Origin of the sequence: Streptomyces sp. SM1, from assembly GCF_002910825.1 — a bacterium.
In the GTDB taxonomy this organism is placed as follows: Bacteria; Actinomycetota; Actinomycetes; order Streptomycetales; family Streptomycetaceae; genus Streptomyces; species Streptomyces okerensis.
Map to the genome: position 1 here is coordinate 1 of NZ_NEUB01000572.1, position 6381 is coordinate 6381.

6 protein-coding genes and 1 pseudogene are annotated in these 6381 nt (G+C 73.2%); 5 read left to right on the top strand and 2 right to left on the bottom strand.

Going from position 1 to position 6381, the window contains the following annotated elements:
• The coding region (locus tag B9S61_RS13845; protein ID WP_181007361.1) for a peptidoglycan-binding protein at nt 1-250 on the top strand (250 nt) is incomplete at its 5' end.
• 70 nt (nt 251-320) lie between these two features.
• On the opposite strand, the gene B9S61_RS13850 is transcribed toward B9S61_RS13845, so the two are convergent.
• On the bottom strand, nt 321-983 hold the full coding sequence (locus B9S61_RS13850) for an HAD-IA family hydrolase (protein WP_103542527.1): 663 nt from the start codon (nt 981-983) through the stop codon (nt 321-323).
• 648 nt (nt 984-1631) lie between these two features.
• Nucleotides 1632-2213 (bottom strand): TMEM165/GDT1 family protein, encoded by a 582-nt coding sequence (locus B9S61_RS13855; RefSeq protein ID WP_103542528.1) that lies wholly within the window; start codon nt 2211-2213, stop codon nt 1632-1634.
• 478 nt (nt 2214-2691) lie between these two features.
• Between B9S61_RS13855 and B9S61_RS13860 the strand changes: the two genes are divergently transcribed.
• The 4 genes and pseudogenes from B9S61_RS13860 to B9S61_RS13875 form a co-directional block, all read left to right on the top strand.
• A complete protein-coding gene (locus tag B9S61_RS13860) occupies nt 2692-3336 on the top strand; it encodes an HNH endonuclease family protein (RefSeq protein WP_103542529.1) in 645 nt (214 codons plus the stop codon).
• A 132-nt stretch (nt 3337-3468) separates the two neighbouring features.
• Nucleotides 3469-5127 carry an alkaline phosphatase D family protein gene (locus B9S61_RS13865; RefSeq protein ID WP_103542530.1) on the top strand — a complete coding sequence of 553 codons (1659 nt, stop codon included), beginning with the start codon at nt 3469-3471 and terminating at the stop codon, nt 5125-5127.
• A 253-nt stretch (nt 5128-5380) separates the two neighbouring features.
• On the top strand, nt 5381-5854 hold the full coding sequence (locus B9S61_RS13870) for a DoxX family protein (RefSeq protein WP_103542531.1): 474 nt from the start codon (nt 5381-5383) through the stop codon (nt 5852-5854).
• A gap of 257 nt (nt 5855-6111) precedes the next feature.
• Nucleotides 6112-6381 (top strand): annotated as a pseudogene (locus tag B9S61_RS13875) (hypothetical protein); the annotation flags it as partial.

Genomic DNA, 6381 nt, shown 5'->3' on the forward strand with positions numbered 1-6381 from the left:
CGCCCCCGAGGACCCGGACGAGGACGGCGGCGACACCGCCCCGGTGCTGCGCCGCGGCGACCAGGGCCCGGAGGTCACCGAACTCCAGCAGCGCCTGCGTCAGGTGTACCTCTACAACGACGAGATGCACGGCCGGTTCAACCACCGCGTGGAAGACGCCCTGCGCAACTACCAGTGGTCCCGCGGAGTCCGCGAGGAACTGGGCGTCTACGGCCCCCAGACCCGGGCCCGCCTCGAAGCGGAGACCTGAGGGCCGCGGACCACGGGGCGGCTCGCGGGGCCGGGGCCCGCCCTCCGCACTTCTCCTCTCCCCGCCCCGCCTACTGCGTGACGTGCAGGCGGATCGTGCCGTCCGGGGCGGAGGCCACCCGGACCCGGGTCAGGTCCGTCACGACCGCGTCGGGGGCGTGGAAGCCGGCCCGGGGGCCGATGCCCACGACGCGCATACCGGCCGCGCGGCCTGCCGCGATGCCCGCGCCGGAGTCCTCGAAGACCACACAGTCGGCCGGGTCGACGCCCAGTTCGGCCGCGCCCTTCAGGAAGCCCTCGGGGTCGGGCTTGCTCGCGCCGACCGACTCCGCCGTCACCCGCACGTCGGGCTGCCGCAGCCCGGCGGCGGCCATCCGGGCCGTCGACAGGGCGACGTCGGCGGAGGTCACGAGGGCGTGCGGCAGGCCCGCGAGGGAGGCCAGGAACTCACGGGCGCCCGGTACCTGGACGACACCCTCCGTGTCGGCGGTCTCCTCGGCAAGCATGCGGGCGTTGTCGGCGTGGTTCTGCTCCATCGGGCGGTCGGGCAGCAGCAGGGCCATCGAGGCGTAGCCCTGACGGCCGTGCACGACCTTCATGACCTCGTCGCCGTCGAGCCCGTTCCGGTCGGCCCAGCGCCGCCAGACGCGTTCGACGGAGGCGTCGGAGTTGACGAGGGTGCCGTCCATGTCCAGCAGGAGGGCGCGGGCGGTGAGTACGGCGGTGGCCGTCATCGGCAACTCCAGGAGGGGAGGGGAACGCTTGCGGTGGGGTCCTCGGGGCGGATACCAAGGCGGCCCCGCCCGCCGGTCAGGGAGAACGGGCGGGAGCCACTTTGTTCATCCACGGTACAAAACGGAGTGGGGTTCCCGCCACCGCGTTCGCCGAGCCTTCACCGCGGCTTCGGCCGACCGCCACCCGCACCGCACGCCACCCCGGCCCGTCGCGACACACCACGGGCCACACCTCGGCCCGGTCCCCGCAGGTCACAGGCCATACCTCGACCGCGCCTCCGCACATCACGGGTAACGCCACGGCTCCGTAGCCGCACGTCACAGGCCACACCTCGACCCCGTCTCCGCACGTCACAGGCCACACCTCGACCCCGTCTCCGCACGGCACAGGCCGACTCGACCCCGTCTCCGCACGGCACGGGCCGCCTCGACCCCGTGGGCCACGACGGACGACGACGCCACGGCCCCCTGGCACCGGCGCCGGCACCCGCGCCGGGCGGCGCCACGGTGACCGTGACCGTCGCCGATGCGGATGCCCCGCCCCCCGACGCGCACCCGGCCACTCCGCGACCCGTCGGCGCCCTTGGTGGACAACACCGCGGACCCGCCGCACCCGGCGCCCGCCACCCGCACCCGCGGCGGCGCCCGTCAGGCGGTCACCGCCTCCCAGAGGCTCCACACCCCGAGCCCCAGCATCAGCAGCGCCGCGATCTGCGTGATCAGCTTCAGCGGGACCCGCTTCATCAGCGCCTTGCCGCCGACGATGCCGAGCCCGGCCACCGTCCACAGCGCGAGCACCGCACCGAGACCGACGGAGAGCGGATCGTCGTAGCGGGCGGCGAGGTTGGCCGTCATGATCTGGGTCAGATCACCGAACTCGGCGACGAGGATGAGCATGAACCCCGCCCCGGACACCTTCCAGAAGCTCTGGTTCTCCGGCTTGCGGACCTCTTCCTCGTCCTCGTCCTTCTTGAGCAGCAGCATCGCCGCACCGCCCAGGAAGAGCACGCCCGTGACGGCGTGCACGATCTGCTGCGGCAGCAGCGTGAGCACGCTGCCGGCCGCCACCGCGAGCGCGACATGCAGCGCGAAGGCGGCCGCGACTCCGGCGAAGACGCAGGAGGCGCGGTAGCGGGTGCCGAGGACGAGGCCGGCGAGGGCGGTCTTGTCCGGCAGTTCGGCGAGGAAGACGACGCCGAAGACGACGGCCGTCACGGTCAGGCTGATCAACGGTTCCTCAATCGGTCGGGCTGCCCCACCGAGAGTGCTGTGCGACTGCGCGGACACCTCGGCACGACAGCGCACACGGCGCCCGTGCCGTGGGGCACGGGCGTGCACTGCTTGCCGAAGGTCTCGCCGGCCGGCCCCACCGTGTGAGGCCTGCCTCCGGGCGCCGGCTCAGACGGGCTGAGCAGTATGTCGACGGTCCGGCGTAGGGCTACTCCCCTTCGCGCCGCCCATGGTACGCGAGACCCGCGCCGAGCCCCGCGACCCCGGACCTGCCCCGGACCGGCCCCCGGGGAATCCCGCACCGACCCCCGCGAATCCCACGCCCGCCGCCCTCGTGCGCGGAAACTTCACACCCGAACCATAGACGTGACATGCGCGCGTCATTAGTTTCTTACCGGATCCACCCCTCCCGGCAACGCGGCGCGGCGAGCATTCCCCTGCCCGCACGCCAACGGCCCCACCCCACAAGGGAGTTCGCATGTCGAAGTTCTACGCGCGTCGACGGCTCGGCATAGCCGCGGCGCTCACCGGGCTCATAGCCTCCGTCGGCCTGTTCAACGCCCCGGCCGCCTCCGCCGCCCTCCCCACCCCGGTCAGCGCCGCCACCGCCCGCAGCTACCTCTCCGCCCTGCCCGTGCGCACCGAGAACCGCGCCGGCTACGACCGTGACCTGTTCCCGCACTGGATCACGGTCAGCGGCACCTGCAACACCCGCGAGACGATCCTCAAGCGCGACGGAACGAACGTCGTCACCAACTCCTCCTGTGCCGCCACCAGCGGCAGCTGGTACTCCCCGTTCGACGGCGCCACCTGGTCCGCCGCCTCCGACGTCGACATCGACCACCTCGTACCGCTCGCCGAGGCCTGGGACTCCGGCGCCGGCTCCTGGACCACGTCCCGGCGCCAGGCCTTCGCCAACGACCGGACCCGCCCGCAGCTCCTCGCCGTCACCGACAACGTCAACCAGTCCAAGGGCGACCAGGACCCCGCCACCTGGATGCCGTCGCGCTCGGCCTACCGCTGCACGTACGTCCGGGCCTGGGTGCAGGTGAAGTACTACTACGACCTGTCCGTCGATTCGGCCGAGAAGTCCGCCCTGCAGGGGTACCTCGCGAACTGCTGACGTCTCCCGGACCGCCTCGGGATTCCGGGGTACCCCTCACCCCGGCGCGCCCGGCGGACCGCCGGGCGCGGAGGTCTCCCCCGCGGCCTCCGTCGCTGCGTACCGTACGGGGCGACGGAGGAAGGGGACACCATGGCCGGACTGCGGCTCGGACCGCTGCTGAGGTACGTCGACGGCTCGTCCGCGACCGTCTGGGCCGAGACCGCCCGGCCGGGCACCGTCGAGGTGCGCTGCCCGGACGGGGACGGAGCGGGCGGGAAGGCCGGTACGTTCCAGATCGCGGGCCACCACTACGCCCTCGTCCAGGTGACCGGTCTCACCCCGGGCACGGCCACCCCGTACGAGGTGTTCCTCGACGGCACGCGGGTGTGGCCGCTGCCCCAGGACCCCTTCCCGTCGTTCCCGCCCTCCGTGATCGCCACCCCGGGCCCCGGCGACCGGACGCGCATCGCCTTCGGTTCCTGCCGCTGGGCCTCTCCGCCCACCGGGGAGCCCGATCCCGTCGGCCCGGACGCCCTGGACGCGCTGGCCAAGCGCATCGCCGCCGACCCGGCAGGTGAACGGCCCGACGCCCTGCTGCTCCTCGGCGACCAGGTGTACGCCGACGAGACGTCCGACGCCACGCAGAAGTGGCTCGCCGCCCGCCGCGACCTGAAGGACCCGCCGGGCATCCAGGTGGCGGACTACGAGGAGTACACCCACCTCTACTACGAGTCCTGGCTCGACCCCCAGGTCCGCTGGCTGCTGTCCACCGTGCCCACCTGCATGATCTTCGACGACCACGACGTCATCGACGACTGGAACACCTCCGCCTCCTGGGTCGAGGACATGCGCGCCACGTCGTGGTGGGGGGAGCGGGTGCTCAGCGGCCTCATGTCGTACTGGGTGCACCAGCACCTGGGCAACCTCTCCCCCGCCGACCTCGATGCCGATCCGCTGTACGGTGCCGTCCGGGAGAGCCCCGACGGCACCGACGCGCTGCGCGCCTTCGCCGCCGGGGCGGAGGCGGACGCGACCGCCGCGCGCTGGAGCTACCGGCGCGACTTCGGCCGGGTACGCCTGGTGATGGTGGACAGCCGGGCGGCCCGCGTCCTGGAGGAGGGCGGGCGCTCCATGCTGGACCGGTCCGAGGCCGACTGGCTGCGCGAGCAGGTCTTCGACGGACGCGACTCGTACGACCACCTGCTGATCGGTACGTCCCTGCCCTGGCTGCTGCCCCATCTGGTCCACGACGTCGAGGCGTGGAGTTCCGTGCTGAGCCGGGGCGCCAAGGGCCCCCGCTGGGCGCGGCTCGGGGAGAAGCTGCGGCGCGCGGCGGACCTGGAGCACTGGTCCGCCTTCCCGGAGTCGTTCGACGAGCTGGCGGAGCTGATCGCCGAGGCCGGTACGGGGCCGGAGGCGCCGGCGACGGTGTGCGTGCTCTCCGGGGACGTCCACCACGCCTATGTCGCCGAGCCGAGCTGGCCGGGGCGGGCGGCGCCGGACGCCCGGGTGGTGCAGCTGACCTGCTCCCCGGTGCACAACTCCATTCCGCTGTCGATAAGGCTCGGCTTCCGTTTCGGGTGGAGCGCCGCCGCGCGGGGGCTCGGGCGGGTGTTCGCGCGGCACGGCGGCCTGGACCGGCCGGCGGTGGCCTGGCGCAAGACGGGCGGGCCCTGGTTCGGCAACCAGCTCATGACCCTGTCGGCGCAGGGGCGTTCCGCGGTGCTGCGGCTGGAGCACGCGCGGCGGGAGCGGAACGGGGCCGGGGCACGGCTCAGGACCGTCTCGGAGACCCGGCTGAGCCGGTGAGAGCGAAGGCACCTGTGAGGCGCCTGTGCAACAGGGTGCGTATTCGGTCACGCCTTCGGGCACAGGGGCCCGGCGCCGCGCCGTACTGACGTGCGACGGCGGGCCTCCGAGCAGCCGGAACGGCGCTCACCCATAACAGAATGTTGAACTTGCAAGTAAGCGTCAGGCCCTCCTAGCGTGGGAATCCGACTCGGTTCCGTCCCCCCGGACCGGCCCCGTCCGGGGGGACGGCCTGACCGAAGGAGACACCCACATGACCGGACGGCTCAACAGCGCCCAGCCGTACGTGCTGGGCCTGTTCCGCATGGTCGTCGGACTGCTCTTCGCCTGCCACGGCGCCGTGTCCCTGCCGGGTCTGCTCGGCGGCGTCGACGGCAACGGCGGCACCGTCGGATCCGGCACCTGGCCGGGCTGGTACGCGGCCCTGATCGAACTCGTCGGCGGCGGCCTCGTCCTGCTCGGGCTCGGCACCCGGGCGGCGGCGTTCATCTCGTCCGGCGCGATGGCGTACGCCTACTTCAAGGTCCACCAGCCCGAGGCCCTGTGGCCGATAGAGAACAACGGCGAAAGCGCGGCCATGTACTGCTGGGCCATGCTCCTGCTGGTGTTCACCGGCTCCGGCGCCTTCGGCCTGGACCGCCTGTTCGCCAGGCGCTCGTCGCCGGACGTCCCGCGGACGGCGGAGCAGGCCCCGGGTGACGGCCTGACCGTCGCCGGCCGCCCCTGACCGGCCGGGCGGCGTCCTCCCCCCGCGACACGTCGGGGAGGGCGCCGCCCGCGACGCGACGGACAGCGACGCGCCGCGACGGGAGGGCGAACTGCGGGGACCGGCAGCGCGAACCCGGCGCGAACCCCCCGTGACCTTTCCGTCACTTACCGGGCGTACGCTGTATGGCTGTCATCGGCCACACTTCTGCCACTCCTGCCGCCCCCTCCGCGACAGCCCGGCCGGAACGGCCAACGGGGGCGTTCCGGGGAGTTCGGGTGGAGAGTGTGGGGTCGCTGGTCGCCAGCCCGTGGATCTATGCGGTGGTGGCCCTGTCGGTCCTGCTCGACGTCTTCCTCCCGGTCCTGCCCAGCGGGGTTCTGGTGATCACCGCGGCCACGGCGGCGGCGGCCGGTACGGCGACCGACGTGCCCGACATCCTGGTGCTGACCCTCTGCGCCGCCACCGCGTCCGTCCTCGGCGACCTGGTGGCGTACCGCCTCGCCTGGCGCGGCGGCGCCCGTCTGGACCGGGCCATCGCCCGCAGC

Coding starts and splice junctions, on each gene's coding strand:
- B9S61_RS13850 (WP_103542527.1), bottom strand. CDS start 983: ATGACGGCCACCGCCGTACTCACCGCCCGCGCCCTCCTGCTGGACATG.
- B9S61_RS13860 (WP_103542529.1), top strand. CDS start 2,692: ATGTCGAAGTTCTACGCGCGTCGACGGCTCGGCATAGCCGCGGCGCTC.
- B9S61_RS13865 (WP_103542530.1), top strand. CDS start 3,469: ATGGCCGGACTGCGGCTCGGACCGCTGCTGAGGTACGTCGACGGCTCG.
- B9S61_RS13870 (WP_103542531.1), top strand. CDS start 5,381: ATGACCGGACGGCTCAACAGCGCCCAGCCGTACGTGCTGGGCCTGTTC.